Origin of the sequence: Paraburkholderia sp. J67, from assembly GCF_905220265.1 — a bacterium.
In the GTDB taxonomy this organism is placed as follows: Bacteria; Pseudomonadota; Gammaproteobacteria; order Burkholderiales; family Burkholderiaceae; genus Paraburkholderia.
In genome coordinates, this window is sequence record NZ_CAJMZK010000002.1 from 622,001 (window position 1) to 647,347 (window position 25,347).

Consider the following 25,347-nt stretch of genomic DNA (forward strand, 5'->3'; position numbering starts at 1 on the left):
CGTCTTCGGCGTCAGGCGGGGCCAGGGGCCGGTTCATCGTCGTCGCTCCGGTCCAGGGGGGGCTCGGTGTGGCGGGTGTGTCTTAAGCCGCCGCGCTGCTTTCCTGCATCGTCGTGCGCGCGCGCGGTTTGAGGTGCGAGGCGAACTGCTCGGACGCCGCGGTCCAGGAGAAGCGTTCGGCCCACTCGCGCGCCGTGCTGCGCTCGATCTTGAGCGCTTCCAGACAGGCTTCGCGCAGATCGGTGTTCATCGCGCCCGCGCCGCCCGTGCCCAGCACGTCGATCGGGCCGGTGACCGGGTAGGCGGCCACCGGCGTGCCGCAGGCCAGCGCTTCGAGCAGCACGAGGCCGAAGGTGTCGGTGCGGCTCGGGAACACGAACACATCGGCGGCTGCGTAGACCTTGGCCAGTTCGGGCTGGCTCAGCACACCCAGGTAGTTCGCCTGGGGATAGCGCGACTTCAGCTCGGCGAGCGCCGGGCCTTCGCCGCAGACCCACTTCGAACCCGGCAGATCGAGCTTGAGGAAGGCCTCGACGTTCTTCTCGACGGCTACGCGCCCTACGTAGAGGAAAATCGGCCGGGCGGTGTTGAGCACCTTCGACTCCATCGGCTCGAAGATCTCGAGGTCGACGCCGCGCGTCCACAGCACGACATTCGTGAAGCCGAACTTCTCCAGGTCGGTCTTGACGACGGGCGTGGGCGCCATCACCGCGAGCGAGGGCTTGTGGAACCAGCGCAGAAAGCGGTAGGTGGCCGACAGCGGAATGCCGAAGCGCGCCTGCACGTATTCGGGAAAGCGCGTGTGGTAGGCGGTCGTGAACGGCAGGTTGTGTTCGATCGCATAACGGCGCGCGGCTAGCCCGAGCGGGCCTTCGGTGGCGACGTGGATCGCGTCGGGGCCGAAGGCGTCGATGCGCTCGCGCAGATGCCGTTTGGGAAACAGCGAAAGCTTGATTTCCGGGTAGGTCGGGCACGGGATCGTGCGGAATTCGAGCGGCGTGAGCAGATCGACCTGATGGCCGAGCGCGATCAGCTCGCGCGTCGTGTTCTTCAGGGTCCGTACCACGCCGTTGACCTGCGGCTCCCATGCATCGGTCACGATCATTACTTTCATCGGTCGTCGGCTCTCGGGGTTGGGGTGTTGGAGTGGCGCTCAGGCAATCGTGGTTGTCGTGGCAAGCGCGGCGTCCATGCGTCAGGCTGCGCTTACGCGCGCCTTGCGCGTGGCGCCCTGGGCTTGTGGCGACTGCATCACGGTCCAGTAGACGATGCGCAATTCGCCCTCGAAGGTTTCGACCAGCGCCGAGAGGCTTTCCACCCAGTCGCCGTCGTTGCAATAGAGCACGCCGTCGATCTCGCGGATCTCGGCCTTGTGGATGTGGCCGCACACCACGCCGTCACAGCCGCGCCGGCGCGCTTCGTCGGTCATTACGCGCTCGAACGAGGAGATGAAGTTCACCGCGTTCTTGACCTGATGCTTGAGGTACTGCGAGAGCGACCAGTACTGGAAGCCGAGCTTCGCGCGCACGCGGTTGAACCAGCGGTTGAGCACGAGGATCACGGTATAGGCCGAGTCGCCCAGGTAGGCGAGCCACCTGGCGTGCTGGATCACGCCGTCGAACAGATCGCCGTGCACGACCCACAGGCGCTTGCCGGCGAGCGTCGTGTGGAACGCTTCCTCGCGCACGTGGATGTCGCCGAACGCGAGGTTGCAGAACTGGCGCGCGCCCTCGTCGTGATTGCCGGGGATGTACACCACCTGGGTGCCCTTGCGGGCCTTGCGCAGCACTTTCTGCACGACGTCGTTGTGCGCCTGCGGCCAGTACCAGCCCTTGCGCAACTGCCATCCGTCGATGATGTCGCCGACGAGGTAGAGGTAATCCGACTCGTTGTGGCGCAGGAAGTCGAGCAGATAGTTCGCCTGGCAGCCGCCGGTGCCGAGGTGAATATCGGACAGCCAGATCGTGCGGTAGCGATGCGGGGCAGGGTGATCGTCGTCGTGCGAATCGGCGGAATCAATGTCCTTGAGCGGCAGCGTCGGCGTCGGGAACGCGGCGGCGCCAGGACCTGAGTGGAAGGCGGCGGGGTCGTCGCCCGATCCGGAGGTCTGCCGGAACAGTGGGGTCGCGGACGTCTTCTGGGCCATGGCTCACGCGGCAGGTTGCAATACGCGCATTGCGCCATGTGGCCGTGACTCAGCCGTGACAGTCACAAGAAGGTCTTGTTACGCAGTCCTTGTTAGCACGGGGTGGGGCGCGGTGCTGCCGCGCGGGGATTGGCGCGTACGGAGTCGATGCGCAGGCGTGCCACGTTCGCCGGTGCTCACGTGACGTCTTGATGACGTGGTGCGGCGGCGACAGTTTGCTTTATCGCGGCACGGCGACGATGCGTGTCCCCGCAATGCGATCGTGCGGGAATTGCCGCTCGCGGCTCAGTCGCGCGCTGGCGGCCCAGAGTACGAACCAGATCGCGGCGAGCACGAGCGTATGGGGCACGCTCAGGTTTAGCAGGGGATGCAGGGCGAGCGGCGGCAGGAACCAGAGCCAGGCGGCGAGATAGCGCAGTACGGCGCGGCTGACGGCCGGCGGCGCGCCGTCGGGGCCGACGACGCGCAGGCGCCAGGTTTTCATCGGCAGCGTCTGGCCGCCATGCCGCCAGAAACCGACGAAGTACGCGCCTGCGATGAGTGCGATCCAGACGGCCATCAACCGGTGATGTGTGTAGCCGTTGCGCTGCTGAAGGACGAGGCTGAAGGCCAGGCCCGCGAGAAAGACCACGCCGAAGAGCAACACGCTCTCGTAGAGCAGTGCGGCGAGTCGCCGGCGGACGCTGACAGGCGGCGTGGCTTCATGCGGCGCAGGCGGTGGGGAAGCGGTGACGGTGGGCGCAGCGGTGGCGTGTTCGGTCACGGTGGCGTCGAATTCGCGTCGAGTTGGCGTCAGATGAGCGCCATGCGGGCGCAAAGGGGACGGGACACCGTGAGCATAACCGCGAACAGAGGCGGCGAGAAACGCGGGAAAACGTGGGCGACCGGCGTGGGCGACCGGCGTGGGCGAACCGTGTAGTCAGTTCGCCCGGGTGCGAGATCAGGAACCCTTGAACGCCGCCGGTGCTTCCGCAGGCGACACGGGTATCGGAATCGCCGGTTCGAAGCTGCCCGCGGCGGGAATGCTGGCCGACATCGCGGTGGCGGGCGGTTCGGCGAGCTGCCCGGAGGTGCCGGGCTGGCCCGGCGCGGCGGGCGCAGGCGCGCCGGGCGGCACCGACGCCCCGGCGGCCGTACGGGCGCGGGCGCGATGCTCGCGCTCGTTCACGAGGCGCTCGATGTCGCGGATCTCGCTCTTGTTGCCGCTTGGCGGTGCGCTCACCACGGTGCGGCGCTTGCGTTCGCTGGCGGCGAGCTTTTCCTTCTGATCTTCCGAGAGTGCCTGATACGCCTTCCATGCGCGCTGGCGCGCCTGTGGCGGCAGTTCCTTCGAGACCTGATAGTTCTCACGCGCGACGCGGCGCTGCTCCGGCGTCATGCGGACCCATTCGGTCATGCGGTCCTGAAGGCGCTTTTGCAGATCGGGCGTCATCTTCGGATAACGCGCGGCGATTCGCAGCCATTTGCGCTTACGTGCGTCGCTGAAGGTGTCCCATTCGCTGGCGAACGGCGCGAGCGCGGTGCGTTGCACGTCGGTCAGGCGTGCCCAGGAAAGAGGGTTATCCGCATTGTCGTTGCCGGGTGCGGGCGCAAGGACCGCTGGGGCGGCCGCATCCGAGGCCGAGGCCTGGCCCTGGACGGGCGCCGCAGCGGCGGCCGTATCCGGCGCCGAGGGCTCGGGGTGAAAGCGTGGATACGTCGCCGCATACGACACCAGGGCCGTGACCACGCATCCGATGACAACGGCCAGGCCGCGCTTGTAACTCACCCCGTAATTCCCCCGCTTCAGTGCGCGCGCGACAGGTACGCGTTGAACCCGTGATCGAGATAGGCCGTGAGCGGCAAGTCGTCGCTCAGCATTGCCGCGTCGATGTCGGCGAGTTCTGCGGTGCGTTGTTGATCTTCGAAATACGCAATGGCAAACAGGCCGGCGACCAGTGCCGCGAGCGGCCAGGCGAGCGCGAAGCGCGTCAACGCCGAACGGCGGCGCGGCGGCAGACCACCAGGCATCACGCCGATACCTGCACCCACGCCGGCTGCGGCGAGCGAGGGCACGCGCACGAGCACCGGCTCAGCCTTCTTGCGGGCGAGCGCGGCCTTGCGGGCGGCGGTGAGGCGGGCGGTCGTGGTGGAGGGGAGGCTTGCGGCGCTCTCATCGAGCGCGCGGCGCATCCCCTGCACGAACTCTAGATCTTTGTTCTCGGGAGCGGAGCTCATAGCGTGATTCCTTTGGCCTTGAGCGCCTGGGCTAATGTATGCGTAGCCCGCGAGCAGTGCGTTTTCACGCTACCCTCGGAGCAGCCCATGGCGGCGGCGGTTTCGGCGACATCCATATCTTCCCAGTAACGCATCAGAAACGCTTCCCGTTGACGTGCCGGTAATTTCTGGATTTCGTCGTCGATCAGCTTGAGGACCTGCTTGCGCTCGATCTGCTGCTCACTACTCTCCGCGCCCGCCGATCCCGACTCGGATTCGAAAGTTTCGAGAATGTCGAATTCCTCGTCGTCGGCACCGCCGAGAGACGAGAAAAGGCTCACCCACGTATTGCGTACTTTCTGCCGACGAAAATAGTCGTGCATCGTGTTCTGCAAAATACGCTGGAAGAGCAGGGGTAATTCCGCGGCGGGACGATCTCCGTATTTTTCCGCGAGCTTGATCATCGCGTCCTGCACGATGTCCAGCGACGCGTCGTCGTCGCGCACGGCGTAGACCGTCTGCTTGAATGCGCGTCTTTCGACGCCCGCCAGGAAATCGGCGAGTTCCTTGTCTGATGCCATCCGTTGCAGGGCGCCGCTACCAGCGTACGCGTAATCGTTCGAAAAATGTCGTAAAACTGGCGGATGCTAGCAAATTTTCGCACAAGCAGGGTAATTGCCCGGCCACGGGTTTGCGCCAGACCCAGGAGCAAGCGCTTCCTCCGCTTTCAGCGGGCTTCCGGGGATTTTGCATGAACCTTGCGAGCGATGGCCGATTCTGCGGATGCGACTCGGCCGCGGGGGCTGCCGCCTGCGTCCGCCATACCGGTCCGCAAGTGGTCTGCATGCGGATTCGTCGTGCATGCAACGTTTATTCCCGATGTCGGCGTCATGAGCGGGAATTGCACAATAAGCGCTTGACCGAATGCTTTCGAGCCGCTATCTTCGACGGTTCGCAACATAAGTGACTTGTCTCAATTCAGGTGTGGCCCATGAGGCTCATCTGTCAACTGGACGCGCCGCTTGAACCCGAGCCACAAGCCCGGCAGAGAGCACCCGATCAATTTTTTGCCGAAAATTCGAAAGGTGAATGATGAATATGCCCAGCGCGGAATTCTCCACGTCGGTCCCCTCTTCGCAAGAATCTGACCCTCAAGCTCAAACCTCTATCGGCGGAACCGTGCTGATGAAGGCGCTCGCTGACGAGCAGGTCGAATTCATTTGGGGCTATCCCGGCGGCTCGGTACTCTACATCTACGACGAGCTGTACAAGCAGGACAAGATTCAGCACGTTCTCGTGCGCCACGAACAGGCAGCCGTGCACGCGGCCGACGCCTATGCGCGTTCGACCGGTAATGTCGGCGTGTGTCTCGTGACCTCGGGACCTGGCGTCACCAATGCGGTGACGGGCATCGCGACGGCCTATATGGACTCGATCCCGATGGTGATCATCAGCGGCCAGGTGCCTACCGCCGCGATTGGTCAAGACGCCTTCCAGGAGTGCGACACGGTCGGCATCACGCGTCCCTGCGTGAAGCACAACTTCCTCGTGAAGGACGTGCGCGATCTCGCCGCTACCGTCAAAAAAGCTTTCTACATTGCGCGCACTGGCCGTCCCGGCCCCGTGCTGATCGACATTCCGAAGGACGTGTCGAAGACGCCGTGCGCGTATGAACCGGTCAAGAACGTCGCGCTGCGCTCGTACAACCCGGTCACCAAGGGCCATTCGGGGCAGATCCGCAAGGCGGTTTCGCTGCTCCTCTCGGCCAAGCGTCCGTATATCTACACCGGCGGCGGCATCATCCTCGCGGATGCGTCGCGCGAACTGAACCAGTTCGCCGATCTGCTCGGCTACCCGGTCACGAACACGCTGATGGGTCTGGGCGGCTATCGCGCAAGCGACCGCAAGTTCCTCGGCATGCTCGGCATGCACGGCACCTACGAAGCCAACATGGCGATGCAGCACTGCGACGTGCTGATCGCCATCGGAGCGCGCTTCGACGACCGTGTGATCGGCGACCCGGCGCACTTCGCTTCGCGTCCGCGCAAGATCATTCACATCGACATCGACCCGTCGTCGATCTCGAAGCGTGTGAAAGTCGATATCCCCATCGTGGGCGACGTCAAGGAAGTGCTCAAGGAGCTCATCGAGCAGCTTCAGCACGCCGAACACGGTCCCGACACCGAGGCGCTCGCCGACTGGTGGAAGGACATCGAAGGCTGGCGCGAAAAGAACTGCCTGAAGTTCGACCGTTCGAGCGAAATCATCAAGCCGCAGTACGTGGTGGAAAAGGCGTGGGAACTCACGGGCGGCAACGCCTTCGTATGTTCGGACGTCGGCCAGCACCAGATGTGGGCCGCGCAGTTCTATCGCTTCAACCAGCCGCGCCGCTGGATCAACTCCGGTGGTCTCGGCACGATGGGCTTCGGCCTGCCGGCGGCGATGGGCGTGAAGATGGCCCACCCGGACGACGACGTGCTGTGCATCACGGGCGAAGGTTCGATCCAGATGTGTATTCAGGAACTGTCGACCTGCAAGCAGTACGACACGCCCGTGAAGATCATCTCGCTGAACAACCGCTATCTGGGCATGGTTCGCCAGTGGCAGCAGATCGAATACAGCAAGCGTTATTCGCATTCCTATATGGATGCGTTGCCTGACTTCGTGAAGCTCGCCGAAGCGTTTGGCCACGTTGGCATGCGCATCGAAAAGACTGCGGACGTCGAGCCGGCGCTCAAAGAAGCGCTGCGCCTGAAGGACCGCACGGTGTTCCTCGATTTCCAGACCGACCCTTCCGAAAACGTCTGGCCGATGGTTCAGGCCGGCAAGGGCATCACAGAGATGCTGCTCGGCTCGGAAGACCTGTAACGGTATTCGAACGGTGCCGTTGCGACCTCGCGCGGCGCGCGTCCACACAAGGGGCGCGCGAGCTCGCGGGGGAGGGCGGCCACCTCGTCAAACTGGATAAATCGCGGATCACATCATGAGACACATCATTTCCGTTCTGCTGGAAAACGAGCCGGGCGCGCTTTCGCGCGTGGTCGGTCTGTTCTCCGCACGCGGCTACAACATTGAAACCTTGACGGTGGCGCCGACCGAAGACCGTTCGCTGTCGCGCATGACCATCGTTTCCATTGGCTCGGACGACGTGATCGAACAGATCACGAAGCATCTGAACCGCCTGATCGAGGTGGTGAAAGTGGTCGACCTTACCGAGGGCGCCCACATCGAGCGCGAGCTGATGCTGATCAAGGTAAGGGCGGTCGGCAAGGAACGTGAGGAGATGAAACGGATGGCGGATATCTTCCGCGGCCGCATCATCGACGTCACCGAAAAGACCTACACGATCGAACTGACGGGCGCGAGCGACAAGCTCGACGCGTTCATCGAAGCGATCGACGCAACCGCCATTCTCGAAACCGTTCGCACGGGCGGCTCGGGCATCGGGCGCGGAGAGCGCATTCTGAAGGTGTGACCCGACCACAGTCGATCTTGCACCGGAACTTGACCGGATGCGGCGGTTACGACACGCGGCATCCGGTGCAGCAAAAGCTAAAGCAGTAAACGAATTTCACCAGTATCTCGCCAAGGAACCAACATGAAAGTTTTCTACGACAAGGACGCCGATCTCTCCCTCATCAAGGGCAAGCAGGTCACGATCATCGGTTACGGCTCGCAAGGCCACGCACACGCGCTGAACCTGAAAGACAGCGGCGTGAACGTCACGGTCGGTCTGCGCAAGAACGGCGCATCGTGGAGCAAGGCTGAGAACGCAGGCCTGCAGGTCAAGGAAGTGGCCGAAGCGGTGAAGAGCGCCGACGTCGTCATGATGCTGCTGCCGGACGAGCAGATCGCCGACGTCTACGCGAAGGAAGTTCACGCGAACATCAAGAACGGCGCAGCGCTGGCATTCGCGCACGGCTTCAACGTCCACTACGGCGCGGTGATCCCGCGTGCGGATCTGGACGTCATCATGATCGCGCCGAAGGCGCCGGGCCACACGGTTCGCGGTACGTACTCGCAAGGCGGCGGCGTGCCCCACCTGATCGCTGTCCACCAGGACAAGTCGGGCGCAGCACGTGACATCGCCCTGTCGTACGCAGCAGCGAACGGCGGCGGCCGTGCCGGCATCATCGAAACGAACTTCCGCGAAGAAACCGAAACCGACCTGTTCGGCGAACAAGCCGTGCTGTGCGGCGGTACGGTCGAGCTAATCAAGGCTGGCTTCGAAACGCTGGTCGAAGCAGGTTACGCGCCGGAAATGGCGTACTTCGAGTGCCTGCACGAACTGAAGCTGATCGTCGACCTGATCTATGAAGGCGGCATCGCCAACATGAACTACTCGATCTCGAACAACGCCGAATACGGCGAGTACGTGACGGGCCCGCGCGTTGTCACGTCCGAGACGAAGAAGGTCATGAAGGAAGTCCTGAAGGACATCCAGACCGGCGAATACGCGAAGAGCTTCATCCTTGAAAACAAGGCTGGCGCTCCGACGCTGCAATCGCGCCGTCGTCTGGGCGCCGAGCACCAGATCGAAACGGTCGGTGCGAAGCTGCGCGCAATGATGCCGTGGATCGCCGCAAACAAGCTCGTCGACCAGTCGAAGAACTAATCTGACAGAGCTGCTCCGATTGGCTGTGCGGTTTTGACTGCAGCGCAGCCGTCGGGCTCAAGTAGGACTCAAACAAAAGCCGCCCAGGTGAGAAGAAGCCTGGGCGGCTTTTGCTATGCTACGGTTTTTATAATAACTGCGAAGCCACCATGAATTACCCTCATCCGATCATCGCGCGCGAAGGCTGGCCGTTCATCGCCATTGCGGCCGTCGTGACGCTCCTGATCCATGCGGTCGCAGGCTTCGGCTACGCATGGCCGTTCTGGCTGATCCTGATCTTCGTCGTTCAGTTCTTCCGCGATCCGCCGCGCCCGATTCCCACCCAGGCCAACGCCGTGCTGTGCCCGGCTGACGGCCGTATCGTCGCAGTCGAAACTGCGCACGACCCGTATGCCAACCGTGAAGCGCTGAAGATCAGCGTGTTCATGAACGTATTCAATGTGCATTCGCAACGTTCGCCCGTGGACGGCGCCGTCGCCAAGGTCGAATACTTCCCGGGCGCGTATCTGAACGCCGCCATCGACAAGGCCTCGACCGAGAACGAGCGCAACGCCGTGGTCCTCACGATGGCCGACGGCACGACCGTTACCTCCGTGCAGATCGCGGGCCTGATCGCGCGTCGTATTCTCTGCTACGTGCGTGCGGGCGAGCCGCTCTCGCGCGGCCAGCGCTACGGCTTTATCCGCTTCGGTTCGCGCGTCGACGTGTATCTGCCGGTGGGCAGCCGTCCGCGCGTGTCGATCGGCGAGAAGGTATCTGCCTCGTCGACGATCCTCGCTGAATTGCCGACCCAATCCGCATAAGGAGGGCAGCGATGGCCGGACTCAAACCGCGTCGACCCCGTAATCCCGGCGGTGCGCCACTACCGCGCCCGTTTCGCCGCAACAAGGCTGCGCAGGAGGCGGTGGGCGCCGCGGCGGGCCGCCGTGCCGCGCGCCAGGAATTCCTGAAAAAGCGCGGCATTTATCTGCTGCCCAACGCGTTCACGACGGCCGCGCTGTTCTGCGGCTTCTTCGCCGTCGTGCAGGCCATGAACGTGCGGTTCGAAATCGCGGCCATCGCTATCTTCGTGGCGATGGTGCTCGACGGCATGGACGGTCGCGTGGCGCGCATGACGCACTCGCAGAGCGCGTTCGGCGAGCAGTTCGACAGCCTCTCCGACATGGTCTCGTTCGGTGTCGCGCCGGCGCTCGTGATGTACGAGTGGGTGCTCAAGGACCTCGGTCGCTGGGGCTGGCTCGCGGCCTTCGTCTATTGCTCCGGCGCCGCGCTGCGGCTCGCGCGCTTCAATACCAACATCGGCGTGGTCGACAAGCGCTTCTTCCAGGGCTTGCCCAGCCCGGCCGCGGCCGCGCTGATCGCGGGCTTCGTCTGGCTCTCGACCGATAACCGCGTGCCGGTGAAGCTGTCGTGGCTGCCTTGGGTTGCGTTCGTGCTGACGATCTACGCGGGCGTGACGATGGTGTCGAACGCGCCGTTCTACAGCGGCAAGGCGCTCGACGTGCGCCATCGTGTGCCGTTCGCGGCCACGCTGCTCGTGGTGGTGGCGTTCGTGCTGGTGTCGTCCGATCCGCCGCTGATGCTGTTCGGTCTGTTCGTGCTGTACGGCCTTTCGGGCTATGTGTTCTGGGGCTGGCAGGCCATGCGCGGGCGCAATAACCCGGCACGGTCGTCGCCGCGCGAGCGGTAGGGCGTCTCGATTACCGTCATGCAAAGGGCCGCGCGCTAGCGCGGCCCTTTTTGTTTTTTTGCGATGCGAAAACGCGCGCTGCCCCGGATTGCGCTATCGAAGGAATCCGGCTATAGTCGGCGGATGGACAGCATCCAGTTCCCCTTCTTCTCCCTTCAAGCCGGCGCGCGACTAAGCACGCTAGCGCTAGCGCGCCTGCCGCGCTGATCTCGCTCGCCCTCCGTAAGCCTCGTTCATTGTCAGCGTCGCCATCGGTGGCGCGAACACCCAAAATCCGTTTTTAGACACTGAACAAGTCCCCCCGGAGACCCAAAATGGCAGCAGACAAGCTCATCATTTTTGATACGACGTTGCGTGACGGCGAACAATCGCCCGGTGCGTCGATGACGAAGGAAGAGAAGATCCGCATCGCGAAGCAGCTCGAGCGCATGAAGGTCGACATCATCGAAGCCGGCTTCGCGGCCAGCTCGAACGGCGATTTCGACGCGATCCACACGATCGCCGGCATGATCAAGGACAGCACGATCTGCTCGCTGGCCCGCGCCAACGACAAGGACATCCAGCGCGCAGCCGACGCGCTCAAGCCCGCCGATCACTTCCGCATTCACACCTTCATCGCCACGTCGCCGCTGCACATGGAGAAGAAGCTGCGCATGTCGCCGGAGCAGGTGCTCGAGCAGGCCAAACTGGCAGTGCGTTACGCACGCAAGTTCACCAACGACGTGGAGTTCTCGCCGGAAGACGGCAGCCGCTCGGACATGGACTTTCTGTGCCGCGTGCTCGAAGCCGTCATCAACGAAGGCGCGACCACGATCAATATCGCGGATACGGTCGGGTACGGCGTGCCGGAACTCTACGGCAACCTCGTGAAGACGCTGCGCGAGCGTATTCCGAACTCGGACAAGGCGGTGTTCTCGGTGCACTGCCACAACGACCTCGGCATGGCCGTGGCGAACTCGCTGGCCGGCGTGCAGATCGGCGGCGCGCGTCAGGTCGAGTGCACGATCAATGGTCTGGGCGAGCGCGCGGGCAACACCTCGCTCGAAGAAATCGTCATGGCCGTGAAGACCCGCAAGGACTACTTCGGCCTCGATCTCGGCATCGACACGACGCAGATCGTGCCGGCTTCGAAGCTCGTCTCGCAGATCACCGGTTTCGTCGTGCAGCCGAACAAGGCGGTGGTTGGCGCGAACGCCTTTGCGCACGCTTCGGGCATCCACCAGGACGGCGTGCTCAAGGCGCGCGACACCTACGAAATCATGCGCGCGGAAGACGTGGGCTGGAGCGCGAACAAGATCGTGCTCGGCAAGCTCTCGGGCCGCAATGCGTTCAAGCAGCGTTTGCAGGAACTGGGCATCACGCTCGACAGCGAAGGCGAGCTCAACAGCGCGTTCGCACGCTTCAAGGAACTGGCCGACCGTAAGGCCGAAATCTTCGACGAAGACATCATCGCGATCGTGACGGAAGAGTCGGCTGAAGCGCAGGAGAAGGAGCACTACAAGTTCGTCTCGCTCTCGCAGCGTTCGGAAACGGGCGAGCGTCCGCATGCACGCATCGTGTTCTCGGCGGACGGTTCGGAAGTCACGGGCGAAGCCGCCGGCAACGGCCCGGTGGACGCGACGTTCAACGCGATCGAAACGGAAGTGGGCAGCGGTTCGGAATTGCTGCTGTACTCGGTGAATGCCATCACGACCGGCACCCAGGCGCAGGGCGAAGTGACGGTGCGTCTGTCGAAGGCTGGCCGTATCGTCAACGGCGTGGGGACCGATCCGGATATCGTCGCGGCCTCGGCCAAGGCGTATATCTCGGCGCTCAACAAGCTGCATTCGGATAGCGACAAGCTCAATCCGCAGCGTTCGTAAGCATCGGCACGGCGGTTAAAGAAAAACCCCGCACTCGCGAGAGTGCGGGGTTTTTGCGTTTTGCCGCCCGCCCGCCTTTAGCGAGGCGGTCAGAACAGGCTGCGCCGGTCGGGATCGTGCAACGGGTCGGGCGTTTTCTGTGTGAGGCGCAGGATGCCCTGGTCGTCGAAGTAGAAGCTGTAGAGCATGTACCAGACGCCGTCTTCCAGATAGCGATAGGTCCACGCTTCGCGTTTCATCAGCGGGAAGTAGGCGGTTTCTACCGGGCGGCCAAAGTTCACGAGCACGTCGGTGCGCGTCCACTTGCCGATCTCGGCCTTGTAGAACTCGTTGGGTTGCAGCACCTGGCGTACGTTGACGACCTTGCCGCTGCCGTCGATGTCGGCGGCGACCGTCACTTCGCCCATTGGCTGGGTGGGCCACATCAGGCGCTTGCCGCCGTCGGGCAGGTCGTAGACTTCGCGCGGCTGGCCGAAGCGGGCGATCACGGCCTGGGCATCGTCGCCCGCGTGAAACTGCTGCCACGGCGGCACGCACCCGGCGAGCGCGAGCGCGCCGAGAGCAGCGACGAGCAACCGACGCGGCAGGCGGGCAGTGAAGACAGGGGAAAGGCGGTTGAGCATGAAGTCTCCGGGGCGCACGCGCTTGTCGGACGTCGTGCGAGTCGTGCGGATCGTACGATTTCGAACCAGTCGCCACCCGCTTCTGAACCAGCGGTCGGGACCAGTTATGGAACCGATATTTTGACACGTCACGATTTCGCGGGAAGGCTCGATGAGCGGTGCCGGGCTTGCGGCGTTGGGCACGCGCGTCCTATGATCCGCGCTTCATCTGGGCCAGAGACGAGGAATAGGCGCATGAAGGCACGAACCACACGGCGCGCACTGCTGGGCATGCTGACGGCAGCGGTGGGGCTGTTCGCGTTGGGCGCAACGATTGCGCAGGCAACGCAGGCAACGGATACCGCGCCCACGGGCAAACCGATCCAGCTCGCGCTGATCGAGGGCATGTCGGGGCCGTTCGCCGATGCGGGCGCGGCCGTCGAGCGCAATCTGCGCTTCGGCGTGGAACGCGCGAACGCGGCGGGTGGCGTGGCGCTGCCCGACGGGCGGCATCCGCTTGAACTGGTCGTGCTGGACAGCAAGGGCAGCACCGAAGCCGCGCTGATGCAACTGCGCGCGGCGCAGGATCGTCATATCGGCTTCGTCCTTCAGGGCAACAGCTCGGCGGTGGCGGCGGCGCTGATCGGGGCGATCGACCGGCAGAATGCGCGCGAGCCGGACAATCGCGAGCTGTTCCTCAACTATTCCGCCGACGATCCCGCGCTCACCAACGCCGGTTGCAGCTTCTGGCATTTCCGCTTCGACGCCCACGCGGGCATGCGCATGGATGCGCTCGCCGACGTGATCGCCGCCGATAAATCGGTGAAGAAGGTCTATCTGCTCAATCAGGACTACAGCTTCGGCCATGACGTGAGCACGCTCGCACGCGGGGCGCTGGGCAAGCGGCGCCCGGACATCGCCGTGGTGGGCGACGAGTTCCACCCGGTCGGCCGGGTGAAGGATTTCTCGCCGTACATCGCGAAAATCCGCGCCTCGGGCGCCGACGCCGTCATCACCGGCAACTGGGGCAACGACCTCACGCTGCTCGTGAAGGCTGCGCGCGAGCAGGGGCTCGACACGACGTTCTACACGTTCTACGGCAATAGCCTCGGCGCTCCGGCAGCGCTCGGCGACGCGGGCGTCAAGCGCGTGATCGCCGTGGCCGACTGGCACCCTAACGCCGGCGGCGCAGCTTCGGACGCCTGGTATCAGGCCTTCCGTGCGCGCTACCCGGGTGCACAGGACGACTACCCGGTGCTGCGCATGTCGATGCTGGTGGAAATGCTCGCCCAGGCGATGCATAAGGCCGGTTCGTCCGAGCCCGAGGCGGTCGCGAAGGCGCTGGAGGGGATGCGTTTCGACAATGGCTTCCATCCGATGTGGATGCGCGCCGACGATCATCAGGTGATCCAGCCCCTTTACGTCATGCAGATGGACAAGCAGGGCACGCCCGGCGTGCGCTACGACAACGAGGGCTCGGGCTACGGGTTCCGCACCGTGCTGGCGCTGCCTGCGGAGCGCACCGTGCCCGCCACGGTCTGCCGGATGAAGCGCCCCTGAACCTGCTCGTAGCCGGGCCGGTCGCGGGACGATGTGGCTGTGCTACAATGCCGGACTCGCCGTATTTCGCGGTGGGTAGGAATCAAGCACGGCACGGCCTTTCTTCCGTGACCGCTCGTTTGTTTTAAAGGAAAAGCAAAATGTCCGTAGCAGATATCAAGAAGTCCGACATCGTCGCGCAATTCGCGCGTGGCACCGGCGACACGGGTTCGCCCGAAGTTCAGGTTGCACTCCTGACGTCGCGTATCAACGAACTGACTGGCCACTTCAAGTCGCACGCGAAGGATCACCACAGCCGCCGCGGTCTGCTGCGCATGGTTAGCCGCCGTCGCAAGCTGCTCGACTACCTGAAGGGCAAGGACGCTGATCGTTACCGCGCTCTGATCGAAAAGCTGGGTCTGCGCAAGTAACCGGAAGGTCTTCCAGAAAGATGCCTGTGTCAGTTCCACTGATACAGGCATTTTGTTTTTGAACGGTCCGCTTCTCGCGATGCGCACCGGATAGCAGTACCAGGCAGTACAAGGCACTACACCAGGCAGCAGGGCTGGGCCACGGGGCAGAGCTTTGTGTCATTCCAGCAGATCGTGCGTGCGCGGCAGTTCGTCTCAGCCGTCTCGCGTGCTCCGCTGGAATGGCATAACACTACTCTTGCCGCGCGGCGCTGGATCTCTGTCTTGCCGTGTCGCCCGCGTGTGCGGGCGCCGCATAACAAATGAGTAAGGAGTGAGTGACATGACCATGTTCAATAAAGTCGTGAAGGAATTCAAATGGGGCCAGCACAATGTGCGCCTCGAAACCGGTGAAATCGCCCGTCAGGCGAGCGGCGCCGTCATCGTCGACGTCGAAGATACCGTCGTGCTCGCGACCGTCGTCGGCGCGAAGACGGCCAAGCCGGGTCAAGACTTCTTCCCGCTCACCGTCGATTACCTCGAGAAGACCTATTCGGCCGGCAAGATCCCGGGCGGTTTCTTCCGCCGCGAAGGCCGTCCGTCGGAAGGCGAAACGCTGATCTCGCGCCTGATCGACCGTCCGCTGCGCCCGCTGTTCCCGGAAGGTTTCTACAACGAAGTCCAGGTCGTGATCCACGTCCTGTCGATCAACCCGGAAATCCCGGCTGACATCCCCGCGCTGATCGGCGCGTCGGCTGCGCTGGCCATCTCGGGTCTGCCGTTCAACGGCCCGGTCGGCGCCGCACGCGTGGCCTACATCGACAACGAATTCGTTCTGAACCCGACGCGCTCGCAAAGCAAGCAGTCGCGCCTCGACCTCGTCGTCGCCGGTACGGAACGCGCAGTGCTGATGGTCGAATCGGAAGCCGACCAGTTGCCGGAAGACGTGATGCTCGGCGCGGTCGTGTTCGGCCACGAGCAGATGCAAACGGCGATCGACGCGATCCATGAACTGGTGCGCGACGGTGGCAAGCCCGAGTGGGACTGGCAACCGGCCCCGAAGAACGAAGCGCTGATCGCACGCGTGACGGAACTGGCTCACAGCGACCTGCTCGCTGCGTACCAGCTGCGCGACAAGCAACAGCGTTCGACCAAGCTGAAGGAAGTCTACGCAGCGACGTCGGCGAAGCTCGAAGAAGACGCGGCTGCGGCCGGCACGACGGCGGCCGACAAGGCGACCGTCGGCAACATGCTGTTCGACATCGAAGCCAAGATCGTCCGTTCGCAGATCCTGAACGGCGAGCCGCGTATCGACGGCCGTGACACGCGCACGGTTCGCCCGATCGAAATTCGCACTGGCGTGCTGCCGCGCACGCACGGTTCGGCACTCTTCACGCGTGGCGAAACGCAGGCGCTGGTCGTCGCGACGCTCGGCACCAAGGGCGACGAGCAGATCATCGACGCGCTCGAAGGCGAGTACCGCGACCGCTTCATGCTTCACTACAACATGCCCCCGTTCGCGACCGGCGAAACGGGCCGTGTTGGTTCGCCCAAGCGCCGTGAAGTCGGCCACGGCCGTCTGGCCAAGCGCGCGCTGGTCGCGTGCCTGCCGAGCGCCGAAGAATTCGGCTACTCGATCCGCGTCGTCTCGGAAATCACCGAATCGAACGGTTCGTCGTCGATGGCTTCGGTCTGCGGCGGTTGCCTCGCACTGATGGACGCTGGCGTGCCGATGAAGGCGCACGTCGCGGGTATCGCGATGGGCCTGATCCTCGAAGACAACAAGTTCGCGGTGCTGACCGACATCCTCGGCGACGAAGATCACCTCGGCGACATGGACTTCAAGGTGGCGGGTACGGAAGCTGGCGTGACCGCGCTGCAGATGGACATCAAGATCCAGGGCATCACCAAGGAAATCATGCAGGTCGCGCTCGCGCAAGCGCACGAAGCCCGTCTGCATATCCTCGGCAAGATGACCTCGGCGGTGTCGGGCGTGAACACGGAGCTGTCGGCATACGCTCCGCGCATGATCACCATCAAGATCAACCCGGAAAAGATCCGCGACGTGATCGGCAAAGGTGGCTCGGTGATCCGCGCGCTGACGGAAGAAACCGGTACGACCATCGACATTTCGGACGACGGCGTTGTGACCATCGCTTCGACGTCGAGCGAAGGCATGGCCGAAGCGAAGAAGCGCATCGAGAACATCACGGCTGAAGTCGAAGTGGGCCAGGTGTACGAAGGCGCGGTCCTCAAGCTGCTGGACTTCGGCGCGATCGTGAACCTGCTGCCGGGCAAGGATGGTCTGCTGCACATCTCCGAGATCGCCAACGAGCGCATCAAGGACATCAACGACTATCTGAAGGAAGGCCAGATCGTGAAGGTCAAGGTCATCCAGACGGACGAGAAGGGTCGTGTGCGTCTGTCGGCCAAGGCGCTGCTCAATGAGCAAGCCAATGGCGGCACCGCACCGCAAGGCGAACCGCAGCAGTAAGGCGGTTGGCTGAAACGGCCGGCAGCGCGACGAGCGCGCCGGCCGTTTTTTTATGACAATGAGCAGTTGCGAGGCACCGCGCGGGTAGTGCCATCCAGACCTTGGGGAGACGGAAGATGAAGGCTGTCGAAATAACCGAATTCGGTGCGCCGGACGTGCTCAAGCTGGGCGAGCGCCCCATGCCCGAGCCGAAAGCCGGTGAAGTGCTGATCAAGGTGAGCGCGTCGGGGGTGAATCGCCCGGACGTGTTCCAGCGCAAGGGTTCGTATGCGCCGCCGCCGGGTATCTCGGATCTGCCGGGGCTCGAAGTGGCAGGCGAGATCGTCGGCGGCACGATCGACCCGAATAACAATCCGTTTGGTCTGAAGCAGGGTGACCGCGTGTGCGCGCTGATCGCGGGCGGCGGTTACGCCGAGTATGTGATCGCGCCGCTCGGGCAGTGTCTGCCGGTGCCGAAGGGGCTGAGCGATATCGAGGCCGCGTCGCTGCCCGAAACGTTCTTCACCGTCTGGAGCAACGTGTTCCAGCGCGCCCAGTTGGGCCACGGCGAGGGTGGCGAAAACGAGACCTTGCTGGTGCAGGGCGGTTCGAGCGGGATCGGCGTGACGGCGATCCAGATCGCGCATGCCCTGGGCTTTCGCGTGTTCGCGACCGCTGGTTCGGACGAGAAGTGCCGCGCCTGCGAGGCGCTCGGCGCGGAGCGCGCGATCAACTACCGCAGCGAAGATTTCGTGGATGTCGTGAAGTCGCTCACCAACGATCGCGGCGTGGATGTGATCCTCGACATGGTGGCGGGCGGCTACGTGTCGCGCGAGCTGTCGGCGCTGGCGACGGGCGGGCGCATCGTGCTGATCGCAACGCTCGGCGGCTCGAAGGCCGAACTCAACATGGGCGAGATCCTGCGCCGCCGTCTGACCGTCACGGGTTCGACGCTGCGTGCCCGCTCGGTCGAGTTCAAGGCGCAGATCGCCCGGGATTTGAAGGAGCAGGTCTGGCCGCTGCTCGAAGATGGCCGCATCAAGCCGGTCGTCTACAAGGTGTTCCCGGCTGCACAGGCCGCCGAGGCCCACGCGCTGATGGAAAGCAGTGAGCACATCGGCAAGATCGTGCTCGATTGGGGTCAGGCGGCTTAACGATCGCTTGCCCGTCTCCGTGCGGCATGCGCGTCCCCGTTAATCGTGACGATGGGGTTCGCGCTTGATTTTCCTGATTATTTTCTGCCTTTGTCGACGCAAATTTTTCGTGCGTGAAGAGTGGGTCGGTTTGACCCACTTCGATTACACGCAGTAAAATGATGTGTTTTGCGTCCGCTTTTAACAGCAACCGGAACAATGACGAATCAACGATCGAAGCTCGTAGTCGGTAACTGGAAGATGCATGGCCGCGTGGCGGCCAACGCTGCACTGTTCGAAGGCGTCGCGCAGGGCGCTCAGGCGCTGCCGGCCGACGTCCGTGTCGGCGTGTGCGTGCCGTTCCCCTATCTCGCTCAGGCCCAGGCGCTGCTTGGCGCAAGCCGCGTGGTGTGGGGTGCGCAGGATGTCTCGGCGCATGAACAGGGCGCCTACACGGGCGAAGTGGCCGCGGGCATGGTTGCCGATTTCGAGGCAGGCTTTGCGATCGTTGGGCATTCGGAGCGTCGCGCCTATCACGGTGAAAGCTCGGAACTCGTCGCGGTGAAGACGCAGCGCGTGCTGGCAGCCGGCGTGACGCCAATCGTCTGCGTAGGCGAGACGCTGGAAGAGCGCGAAAGCGGCGCGACCGAACAGGTCGTCGGCGCGCAACTCGATGCGGTGCTGGCCGTGCTGTCGGAGCAGGAAGCGGCGCAAATCGTCGTCGCCTACGAGCCGGTGTGGGCCATCGGCACGGGCAAGAGCGCTACGTCGGAGCAGGCGCAGCAGGTGCACGCGTTTCTGCGTGCGCGTCTTGCCGCCAAGGGTGCGAGCGTGGCGGACGTACCGTTGCTGTACGGCGGCAGCGTGAAGCCGGAGAATGCGGCGGAGCTGTTCCGTCAGGCCGATATCGATGGCGGCCTGATCGGCGGCGCATCGCTCAAGGCACAAGATTTCCTCGCGATCTGCGCGGCCGCTGCGGCGGGCGCGAGCGTCGCGGGCTAAAGGTTCCGCACGGCGACTCTTGCGAGGGCCGTGCCGGCCGACTCTGCGCATCCTCGAACGAGGGTGCGTTCAACCAGGACTCAGGTGAGTGTGATGCTGTATTTGAAAACGTTGATTATCGTCGTTCAGCTTCTGTCGGCGCTCGGGGTGATCGGCCTCGTATTGCTGCAGCACGGCAAAGGTGCCGACATGGGCGCGGCTTTCGGTAGCGGCGCGTCGGGCAGCCTGTTCGGCGCGAGCGGTTCCGCGAACTTCCTGTCGCGTACCACCGCAATTCTCGCAACGGTCTTTTTCGTGTCGACGCTTGCGTTAACTTACCTGGGGTCGTATCATGCGAAGCCTTCGGCGGGCGTGCTTGGCGGTTCGGCAGCAGCCCCGGTCGTAGCTTCGGCGCCGGTCGCAGCGAGTGTTTCCGCAGCGTCCAATGCAAGCGTTCCGGCAGTGGCATCGTCGGCAGCAGCATCGGCTCCTGGTAACGACGTTCCGAAATAAAGTTTCAAAAATCTGTTTTTGTGCATTGAACAAATCGCCAGAACGGGTTAGAATTTAAGTCTTGAAGCGATTCGCGGGTTTCAATAAATTGTTGTCCCGGATTGCATGTAGTGCCGACGTGGTGAAATTGGTAGACACGCTATCTTGAGGGGGTAGTGGCGAAAGCTGTGCGAGTTCGAGTCTCGCCGTCGGCACCAATGTATTCGATAAAATGCCAGCCGCTTGCTTCATCAGCTTCGGCTGGCATTTTTGCTTTATACGTCGTGTTTGTTTCGTTCGCAGCGCGAAGTACGTAAAGCAATTCCCGCGGAGCGACCAGAAGTTCTCCTGCGGAACCTCAGAACCAACCCGATAGAGGATAGCCTTGAACCTCGCTACCTATTACCCCGTCCTGTTGTTCCTTCTCGTAGGTCTTGGTCTGGGCGTGGCGCTGGTCAGCATCGGCAAGATCCTCGGTCCCAATCGCCCCAACAGCGAAAAGAATTCACCGTACGAGTGCGGCTTTGAAGCGTTCGAAGACGCGCGCATGAAGTTCGATGTACGGTATTACCTCGTGGCCATTCTCTTCATCATCTTCGACCTCGAAACGGCATTCCTGTTTCCGTGGGGCGTAGCCCTGCGCGACATTGGCTGGCCGGGCTTCCTGTCGATGATGCTGTTTCTGCTCGAATTCCTGCTGGGCTTTGCCTACATCTGGAAGAAGGGCGGTCTCGACTGGGAATGACGGGTTAAATCGCCGGATAGCATGGGCGGCACTGTGGGGACACTGCAGGCCGTCCGCTGGAGTGGAAAGCACATGAGTATCGAAGGGGTCTTGAAGGAAGGGTTTGTCACCACTACGGCTGACAAGCTGATCAACTGGACGCGCACCGGCTCGCTGTGGCCGATGACGTTCGGCCTGGCGTGTTGCGCGGTCGAAATGATGCACGCGGGCGCGGCCCGTTATGACCTCGACCGCTTCGGCGTGGTGTTTCGCCCGAGTCCGCGTCAGTCCGATGTCATGATCGTCGCCGGTACCCTCTGCAACAAGATGGCGCCGGCACTGCGCAAGGTCTACGACCAGATGGCCGAGCCGCGCTGGGTCATCTCGATGGGGTCCTGCGCCAACGGCGGCGGTTACTACCATTATTCGTATTCGGTCGTGCGCGGTTGCGATCGCATCGTGCCGGTCGACGTCTATGTGCCAGGTTGCCCGCCTACAGCGGAAGCCCTGGTCTACGGGGTGATCCAGTTGCAGGCGAAGATTCGCCGCACTAGCACCATCGCCCGTCAATAAAGGCCAAGCGCCTCCCCACAATATGGCAAGCAAACTCGAGACCCTGAAAGCGAACCTCGAAGCGACCCTTGGTGCGCGCATCGTCAGCCTCACTGAAAAGCTCGGTGAGTTGACCTTGGTCATAAAGGCGGTAGATTACCTCAATGTTGCGACGGAACTCCGCGACAATGCGTCGCTGCGCTTCGAACAGTTGATCGACCTGTGCGGCGTCGACTATCAAACCTATGGCGACGGCGCCTGGGACGGTCCGCGTTTTGCGGCCGTTTCGCAGCTGCTCTCCATCACAAACAACTGGCGTCTGCGTCTGCGCGTGTTCGCGCCGGACGACGAAGTGCCCATCGTTCCCTCCGTCGTCGAGATCTGGAATTCGGCCAACTGGTACGAACGTGAAGCGTTCGACCTGTTCGGTATCGTCTTCGAAGGCCACCCCGACCTGCGCCGTATCCTGACCGACTACGGTTTCATTGGCCATCCGTTCCGCAAGGACTTCCCGGTTTCCGGTTATGTCGAGATGCGATATGACCCGGAGCAGAAGCGGGTAGTCTATCAACCGGTTACGATCGAGCCGCGCGAGATCACGCCGCGCGTGATCCGCGAGGATCGTTACGGTGGTCTGAGGAAACACTAAGAGGGTCGCATGTCAGAGATCAAGAACTACACGCTCAACTTCGGCCCGCAGCACCCGGCAGCGCACGGTGTGCTGCGCCTCGTGCTCGAGCTCGACGGCGAAGTGATCCAGCGCGCCGATCCGCACATCGGCCTGCTGCATCGCGCGACCGAAAAGCTCGCCGAGAGCAAGACCTTCATTCAGTCGGTGCCGTACATGGACCGTCTCGACTACGTGTCGATGATGGTCAACGAGCACGGCTATGTGCTCGCGATCGAAAAGCTGCTCGGCCTCGAAGTGCCGATCCGCGCGAAGTACATCCGCGTGCTGTTCGACGAAATCACCCGCGTGCTGAACCACCTGATGTGGATCGGCTCGCACGGGCTCGACGTCGGCGCAATGGCGGTGTTCCTGTATGCGTTCCGCGAGCGCGAGGACCTGATGGACGTCTACGAGGCGGTGTCGGGCGCGCGTATGCACGCGGCGTATTACCGTCCGGGCGGTGTCTATCGCGATCTGCCGGACGCAATGCCGCAATATAAGGCGTCGAAAATCCACAACGAGAAGGCGCTCGCGAAGATGAACGAAGCGCGCCAGGGCTCGGTGCTGGACTTCATCGACGACTTCTTCACGCGCTTCCCGGGCTGTGTCGACGAGTACGAAACGCTGCTCACCGACAATCGCATCTGGAAGCAGCGTCTCGTGGGCATCGGCGTGGTGAGCCCAGAGCGCGCCATGCAACTCGGTCTGACGGGTGCGATGCTGCGCGGTTCGGGCATCGAGTGGGATCTGCGCAAGAAGCAGCCGTACGAAGTCTACGACCAACTGGACTTCGACATTCCGGTGGGCGTGAATGGCGATTGCTACGACCGCTACCTCGTGCGTGTCGAAGAAATGCGTCAGTCCACCCGGATCGCGAAACAGTGCATTGAGTGGCTGCGCAAGAATCCTGGCCCCGTGATGGTCGACAATCACAAGGTTGCGCCGCCGTCACGCGTGAACATGAAGTCGAACATGGAAGAGCTGATTCACCACTTCAAGCTCTTCACGGAAGGCTTCCATGTGCCGGCGGGCGAGGCTTACGCTGCCGTCGAACATCCGAAGGGTGAATTCGGCATCTACCTGGTGTCGGATGGCGCAAACAAGCCGTATCGTCTGAAGATCCGCGCACCGGGTTATGCCCACCTGGCCGCGCTGGATGAAATGGCGCGCGGTCACATGATTGCCGACGCGGTCACGATCATCGGTACACAGGACATCGTGTTCGGTGAAATCGACCGCTAAGCAGCAAACTGCCGGCGCGCCAGCGAAAAGCAGGGCGCGCGGCGAAATACCGGGAACGCCACATCTGTCGCAGCGAGCAGGAATGCGTAACGCGCGGCAGGAGTTTGTCTGGCGGGAATTGAAACGGTAGGAATTGAAAGAGTCGTGTCTGAAAATGATCTCAGCTGAAGGCCTGAAAGAAATCGATCGCGCGCTGTCGAAGTACCCCGCCGATCAGCGACAGTCCGCCGTGATGGCGGCTTTGGCCGTGGCTCAAGAAGAGCATGGCTGGCTGTCGCCCGAACTGATGCAGTTCGTGGCCGACTACATCGGCATGCCGCCGGTTGCCGTCCAGGAAGTGGCCACCTTCTATACGATGTTCGAGACCCGGCCGGTCGGCAAGCACAAGATCACGCTCTGCACGAACCTGCCGTGTCAGCTCGGCCCGGATGGCGGCGCGGAAGGCGCCGCGGAATACCTGAAGCAGAAGCTCGGTATCGACTTCGGCGAAACCACGTCGGATGGCAAGTTCACCTTGAAAGAAGGTGAATGCATGGGCGCGTGCGGCGACGCACCGGTGCTGCTCGTGAACAACCACCGTATGTGCAGCTTCATGAGCCGCGAGAAGATCGACCAGCTGCTCGAGGAGCTTGCGAAATGACTGCGTTGCACGATCGTCACATCAAACCCCTGATTCTCGCGGGCCTCAACGGCGAGAACTGGCATCTCCAGGACTACGTTGCGCGCGGCGGTTATGCGCAGCTGCGCCGTATCGTCGAAGGCAAGGTGCCGCCCGAACAGGTGATCGCCGACGTCAAGGCCGGTGGTCTGCGCGGCCGAGGCGGCGCGGGTTTCCCGACTGGCCTGAAGTGGAGCTTCATGCCGCGTCAGTTCCCGGGGCAGAAGTATCTCGTCTGCAACTCGGACGAGGGCGAACCGGGTACGTTCAAGGACCGCGACATCCTGCGCCTGAATCCGCATGCCGTGATCGAAGGCATGGCGATCGGCGCGTACGCGATGGGCATCACCGTGGGCTACAACTACATCCACGGCGAGATCTTCGAGGTGTATCGCCGCTTCGAGGCCGCGCTGGATGAAGCGCGCGCCGCGGGCTTGCTCGGCGACAACATTCTTGGCTCGGACTTCTCGTTCCAGCTGCACGCGCACCATGGCTATGGCGCGTATGTGTGCGGCGAGGAGACGGCGCTGCTCGAATCGCTCGAGGGCAAGAAAGGCCAGCCGCGCTTCAAGCCGCCGTTCCCGGCGAGCTTCGGCGTGTACGGCAAGCCCACCACGATCAATAACACCGAGACGTTCGCAGCCGTCCCGTTCCTGCTGACCGTGGGCCCGCAGGCCTACATGGAACTCGGCAAGCCGAACAACGGCGGCACCAAGATCTTCTCGATCTCGGGTGACGTGGAGCGTCCGGGCAACTACGAGATTCCGCTCGGCACGCCGTTCGCGACGCTGATGGAACTCGCCGGTGGCGTGCGCGGCGGCAAGAAGCTCAAGGCCGTGATTCCGGGCGGCTCGTCGGCGCCGGTCATTCCGGGCGACCTGATGATGCAGACGGACATGGACTATGACTCCATCGCCAAGCAGGGCTCGATGCTCGGCTCCGGCGCGGTCATCGTCATGGACGAAACGCGCTGCATGGTGCGCTCGCTGCTGCGTCTTTCGTACTTCTACTACGAAGAGTCGTGCGGTCAGTGCACGCCTTGCCGCGAAGGCACGGGCTGGCTGTATCGCGTGGTGAACCGTATCGAGCATGGTCAGGGCCGCCAGGAAGACCTGGATCTGCTGAACTCGGTCGCGGGCAACATCATGGGCCGTACAATCTGCGCGCTCGGCGACGCGGCGGCCATGCCGGTGCGCGGCATGCTCAAGCATTACTGGGACGAATTCGAATATCACGTGCACAACAAGCGTTGTCTCGTCGGCGGTCACGCCGGCTCGCATGCGGCCTCGGAAACGGTGGCTGCCTGAAAGGGCGAGCAAGGACAGCGCGCGGTGCGCGAACCACGTGGCACGCCGCACTAGC

Annotated in this window: 25 protein-coding genes and 1 tRNA gene; 19 read left to right on the plus strand and 7 right to left on the minus strand. The window is 63.1% G+C overall.

What is annotated here, in order from left to right:
- Positions 1-82 precede the first annotated feature (82 nt).
- The 6 genes from U5782_RS06645 to U5782_RS06670 form a co-directional block, all read right to left on the minus strand.
- Entirely contained in the window at positions 83-1,114 is a 1,032-nt protein-coding gene (locus U5782_RS06645) for a glycosyltransferase family 1 protein (RefSeq protein ID WP_322043017.1), read from the minus strand.
- A gap of 81 nt (positions 1,115-1,195) precedes the next feature.
- On the minus strand, positions 1,196-2,146 hold the full coding sequence (locus U5782_RS06650) for a UDP-2,3-diacylglucosamine diphosphatase (RefSeq protein ID WP_322043018.1): 951 nt from the start codon (positions 2,144-2,146) through the stop codon (positions 1,196-1,198).
- Positions 2,147-2,366: 220 nt separating this feature from the next.
- Positions 2,367-2,909 carry an RDD family protein gene (locus U5782_RS06655; RefSeq protein WP_322043019.1) on the minus strand — a complete coding sequence of 181 codons (543 nt, stop codon included), beginning with the start codon at positions 2,907-2,909 and terminating at the stop codon, positions 2,367-2,369.
- Positions 2,910-3,086: 177 nt separating this feature from the next.
- On the minus strand, positions 3,087-3,914 hold the full coding sequence (locus U5782_RS06660) for a DUF3106 domain-containing protein (protein WP_322043020.1): 828 nt from the start codon (positions 3,912-3,914) through the stop codon (positions 3,087-3,089).
- A 17-nt stretch (positions 3,915-3,931) separates the two neighbouring features.
- Complete coding sequence (locus U5782_RS06665; RefSeq protein WP_322043021.1) at positions 3,932-4,363, minus strand: DUF3619 family protein; 432 nt, start codon at positions 4,361-4,363, stop codon at positions 3,932-3,934.
- Positions 4,360-4,923 carry an RNA polymerase sigma factor gene (locus tag U5782_RS06670; protein WP_322043022.1) on the minus strand — a complete coding sequence of 188 codons (564 nt, stop codon included), beginning with the start codon at positions 4,921-4,923 and terminating at the stop codon, positions 4,360-4,362. Before U5782_RS06670 ends, U5782_RS06665 begins: the two co-directional genes overlap by 4 nt.
- 511 nt (positions 4,924-5,434) lie before the next feature.
- On the opposite strand from U5782_RS06670, the gene U5782_RS06675 reads away from it, so the two are divergent.
- The 6 genes from U5782_RS06675 to U5782_RS06700 all read left to right on the plus strand — a co-directional run bounded on the left by U5782_RS06675 (position 5,435) and on the right by U5782_RS06700 (position 12,509).
- Positions 5,435-7,210, plus strand: a complete 1,776-nt coding sequence (locus tag U5782_RS06675; RefSeq protein WP_322043095.1) for an acetolactate synthase 3 catalytic subunit — start codon at positions 5,435-5,437, stop codon at positions 7,208-7,210.
- Between the two features lie 115 nt (positions 7,211-7,325).
- Entirely contained in the window at positions 7,326-7,817 is a 492-nt protein-coding gene (gene ilvN, locus U5782_RS06680) for an acetolactate synthase small subunit (RefSeq protein WP_027795483.1), read from the plus strand.
- A 93-nt stretch (positions 7,818-7,910) separates the two neighbouring features.
- Positions 7,911-8,957, plus strand: a complete 1,047-nt coding sequence (gene ilvC, locus U5782_RS06685; protein WP_415914264.1) for a ketol-acid reductoisomerase — start codon at positions 7,911-7,913, stop codon at positions 8,955-8,957.
- A gap of 149 nt (positions 8,958-9,106) precedes the next feature.
- Positions 9,107-9,760, plus strand: a complete 654-nt coding sequence (locus U5782_RS06690; protein ID WP_103701416.1) for a phosphatidylserine decarboxylase — start codon at positions 9,107-9,109, stop codon at positions 9,758-9,760.
- A gap of 11 nt (positions 9,761-9,771) precedes the next feature.
- Positions 9,772-10,647 carry a CDP-diacylglycerol--serine O-phosphatidyltransferase gene (pssA, locus tag U5782_RS06695; protein WP_322043023.1) on the plus strand — a complete coding sequence of 292 codons (876 nt, stop codon included), beginning with the start codon at positions 9,772-9,774 and terminating at the stop codon, positions 10,645-10,647.
- Positions 10,648-10,961: 314 nt separating this feature from the next.
- The gene (locus U5782_RS06700; RefSeq protein WP_322043024.1) at positions 10,962-12,509 is read left to right on the plus strand and encodes a 2-isopropylmalate synthase; all 1,548 of its coding nucleotides are present in this window, start codon (positions 10,962-10,964) and stop codon (positions 12,507-12,509) included.
- Positions 12,510-12,598: 89 nt separating this feature from the next.
- On the opposite strand, the gene U5782_RS06705 is transcribed toward U5782_RS06700, so the two are convergent.
- Complete coding sequence (locus U5782_RS06705) at positions 12,599-13,132, minus strand: hypothetical protein (RefSeq protein WP_322043025.1); 534 nt, start codon at positions 13,130-13,132, stop codon at positions 12,599-12,601.
- A 270-nt stretch (positions 13,133-13,402) separates the two neighbouring features.
- Between U5782_RS06705 and U5782_RS06710 the strand changes: the two genes are divergently transcribed.
- The 13 genes from U5782_RS06710 (at position 13,403) to nuoF (ending at position 25,292) form a co-directional block, all read left to right on the plus strand.
- A complete protein-coding gene (locus U5782_RS06710) occupies positions 13,403-14,671 on the plus strand; it encodes a branched-chain amino acid ABC transporter substrate-binding protein (RefSeq protein WP_415914265.1) in 1,269 nt (422 codons plus the stop codon).
- 140 nt (positions 14,672-14,811) lie between these two features.
- Positions 14,812-15,081, plus strand: a complete 270-nt coding sequence (rpsO, locus tag U5782_RS06715; RefSeq protein WP_027795476.1) for a 30S ribosomal protein S15 — start codon at positions 14,812-14,814, stop codon at positions 15,079-15,081.
- A 322-nt stretch (positions 15,082-15,403) separates the two neighbouring features.
- Positions 15,404-17,554 carry a polyribonucleotide nucleotidyltransferase gene (pnp, locus tag U5782_RS06720; protein WP_322043027.1) on the plus strand — a complete coding sequence of 717 codons (2,151 nt, stop codon included), beginning with the start codon at positions 15,404-15,406 and terminating at the stop codon, positions 17,552-17,554.
- A gap of 116 nt (positions 17,555-17,670) precedes the next feature.
- Positions 17,671-18,687 carry an NAD(P)H-quinone oxidoreductase gene (locus U5782_RS06725; protein ID WP_322043028.1) on the plus strand — a complete coding sequence of 339 codons (1,017 nt, stop codon included), beginning with the start codon at positions 17,671-17,673 and terminating at the stop codon, positions 18,685-18,687.
- A gap of 198 nt (positions 18,688-18,885) precedes the next feature.
- Positions 18,886-19,668, plus strand: coding sequence for a triose-phosphate isomerase (gene tpiA, locus U5782_RS06730; protein ID WP_322043029.1), 783 nt, complete (start codon positions 18,886-18,888; stop codon positions 19,666-19,668).
- A gap of 93 nt (positions 19,669-19,761) precedes the next feature.
- Positions 19,762-20,160, plus strand: coding sequence for a preprotein translocase subunit SecG (secG, locus tag U5782_RS06735; protein ID WP_322043096.1), 399 nt, complete (start codon positions 19,762-19,764; stop codon positions 20,158-20,160).
- Positions 20,161-20,272: 112 nt separating this feature from the next.
- Positions 20,273-20,357: transfer RNA gene (locus U5782_RS06740), tRNA-Leu, on the plus strand.
- A gap of 167 nt (positions 20,358-20,524) precedes the next feature.
- Entirely contained in the window at positions 20,525-20,884 is a 360-nt protein-coding gene (ndhC, locus tag U5782_RS06745) for an NADH-quinone oxidoreductase subunit A (RefSeq protein WP_027819583.1), read from the plus strand.
- A 72-nt stretch (positions 20,885-20,956) separates the two neighbouring features.
- The gene (locus tag U5782_RS06750; RefSeq protein ID WP_027819582.1) at positions 20,957-21,436 is read left to right on the plus strand and encodes a NuoB/complex I 20 kDa subunit family protein; all 480 of its coding nucleotides are present in this window, start codon (positions 20,957-20,959) and stop codon (positions 21,434-21,436) included.
- Between the two features lie 22 nt (positions 21,437-21,458).
- Positions 21,459-22,064: an NADH-quinone oxidoreductase subunit C gene (locus tag U5782_RS06755; RefSeq protein ID WP_322043030.1), complete on the plus strand. Its 606-nt coding sequence runs from the start codon at positions 21,459-21,461 to the stop codon at positions 22,062-22,064.
- A 9-nt stretch (positions 22,065-22,073) separates the two neighbouring features.
- Positions 22,074-23,327, plus strand: coding sequence for an NADH-quinone oxidoreductase subunit D (locus tag U5782_RS06760; RefSeq protein WP_322043031.1), 1,254 nt, complete (start codon positions 22,074-22,076; stop codon positions 23,325-23,327).
- 154 nt (positions 23,328-23,481) lie between these two features.
- Positions 23,482-23,967: an NADH-quinone oxidoreductase subunit NuoE gene (gene nuoE / locus U5782_RS06765; protein WP_322043032.1), complete on the plus strand. Its 486-nt coding sequence runs from the start codon at positions 23,482-23,484 to the stop codon at positions 23,965-23,967.
- Complete coding sequence (gene nuoF, locus U5782_RS06770) at positions 23,964-25,292, plus strand: NADH-quinone oxidoreductase subunit NuoF (protein WP_322043033.1); 1,329 nt, start codon at positions 23,964-23,966, stop codon at positions 25,290-25,292. Before nuoE ends, nuoF begins: the two co-directional genes overlap by 4 nt.
- The last annotated feature ends 55 nt before the right edge of the window (positions 25,293-25,347 follow it).

Bases quoted from the DNA above. Each gene is read 5' to 3' on its own strand.
- U5782_RS06645 (WP_322043017.1), bottom strand. From the start codon at position 1,114: ATGAAAGTAATGATCGTGACCGATGCATGGGAGCCGCAGGTCAACGGC.
- U5782_RS06650 (WP_322043018.1), bottom strand. From the start codon at position 2,146: ATGGCCCAGAAGACGTCCGCGACCCCACTGTTCCGGCAGACCTCCGGA.
- U5782_RS06665 (WP_322043021.1), bottom strand. From the start codon at position 4,363: ATGAGCTCCGCTCCCGAGAACAAAGATCTAGAGTTCGTGCAGGGGATG.
- U5782_RS06670 (WP_322043022.1), bottom strand. From the start codon at position 4,923: ATGGCATCAGACAAGGAACTCGCCGATTTCCTGGCGGGCGTCGAAAGA.
- U5782_RS06675 (WP_322043095.1), top strand. From the start codon at position 5,435: ATGAATATGCCCAGCGCGGAATTCTCCACGTCGGTCCCCTCTTCGCAA.
- ilvN (WP_027795483.1), top strand. From the start codon at position 7,326: ATGAGACACATCATTTCCGTTCTGCTGGAAAACGAGCCGGGCGCGCTT.
- U5782_RS06690 (WP_103701416.1), top strand. From the start codon at position 9,107: ATGAATTACCCTCATCCGATCATCGCGCGCGAAGGCTGGCCGTTCATC.
- pssA (WP_322043023.1), top strand. From the start codon at position 9,772: ATGGCCGGACTCAAACCGCGTCGACCCCGTAATCCCGGCGGTGCGCCA.
- U5782_RS06700 (WP_322043024.1), top strand. From the start codon at position 10,962: ATGGCAGCAGACAAGCTCATCATTTTTGATACGACGTTGCGTGACGGC.
- U5782_RS06705 (WP_322043025.1), bottom strand. From the start codon at position 13,132: ATGCTCAACCGCCTTTCCCCTGTCTTCACTGCCCGCCTGCCGCGTCGG.
- U5782_RS06710 (WP_415914265.1), top strand. From the start codon at position 13,403: ATGCTGACGGCAGCGGTGGGGCTGTTCGCGTTGGGCGCAACGATTGCG.
- rpsO (WP_027795476.1), top strand. From the start codon at position 14,812: ATGTCCGTAGCAGATATCAAGAAGTCCGACATCGTCGCGCAATTCGCG.
- pnp (WP_322043027.1), top strand. From the start codon at position 15,404: ATGACCATGTTCAATAAAGTCGTGAAGGAATTCAAATGGGGCCAGCAC.
- U5782_RS06725 (WP_322043028.1), top strand. From the start codon at position 17,671: ATGAAGGCTGTCGAAATAACCGAATTCGGTGCGCCGGACGTGCTCAAG.
- tpiA (WP_322043029.1), top strand. From the start codon at position 18,886: ATGACGAATCAACGATCGAAGCTCGTAGTCGGTAACTGGAAGATGCAT.
- secG (WP_322043096.1), top strand. From the start codon at position 19,762: ATGCTGTATTTGAAAACGTTGATTATCGTCGTTCAGCTTCTGTCGGCG.
- U5782_RS06750 (WP_027819582.1), top strand. From the start codon at position 20,957: ATGAGTATCGAAGGGGTCTTGAAGGAAGGGTTTGTCACCACTACGGCT.
- U5782_RS06755 (WP_322043030.1), top strand. From the start codon at position 21,459: ATGGCAAGCAAACTCGAGACCCTGAAAGCGAACCTCGAAGCGACCCTT.
- U5782_RS06760 (WP_322043031.1), top strand. From the start codon at position 22,074: ATGTCAGAGATCAAGAACTACACGCTCAACTTCGGCCCGCAGCACCCG.
- nuoE (WP_322043032.1), top strand. From the start codon at position 23,482: ATGATCTCAGCTGAAGGCCTGAAAGAAATCGATCGCGCGCTGTCGAAG.
- nuoF (WP_322043033.1), top strand. From the start codon at position 23,964: ATGACTGCGTTGCACGATCGTCACATCAAACCCCTGATTCTCGCGGGC.